1 protein-coding gene is annotated in these 405 nt (G+C 34.3%); it reads right to left on the reverse strand.

Translation table 11 applies throughout. From position 1 onward, the window contains the following. Positions 1-382, reverse strand: a 382-nt coding sequence (locus E3E37_RS11315; RefSeq protein WP_167717452.1) for a lipopolysaccharide biosynthesis protein, incomplete at its 3' end; no start/stop codon positions are given. Positions 383-405: the final 23 nt, after the last annotated feature.

Genomic DNA, 405 nt, shown 5'->3' on the forward strand with positions numbered 1-405 from the left:
TCATTAAAGCAAGAATTTCCACCCTTTTGGTGCCTCGGGATAGGTGAGTTATTAAGTAATAGAGGGGAAAGAATATTAAGAGAAGTGAAGTGTATCTTATAATGCTCCCAACATTAGTTTTAAAAAATTCATCAATAAACCAGCTAGAAAGTGTCAAAAACAGAGAGTATACAACTCCAATTACCAATCCCAAGATAAAAGCTGTACCAATTAATTTTCTAATTCTCTTTTCATTGTCTGTGTGGACTAAGAGTAAACCAGCTGAATTAAACACTCCAAACCTAAAGAATAAGCCTACAAAAGAAACTACTGAAATATAAAAAGAGTAAATTCCATACCTCTCTGGGCCAAGTGATCTAGTTACTAGGATAGAAGCTATCATACTTAGTACCATGCTTCCAATGG

The sequence above is a fragment of the Thermococcus sp. ES12 genome, assembly GCF_012027515.1.
GTDB classification, from domain to species: Archaea; Methanobacteriota_B; Thermococci; order Thermococcales; family Thermococcaceae; genus Thermococcus; species Thermococcus barossii.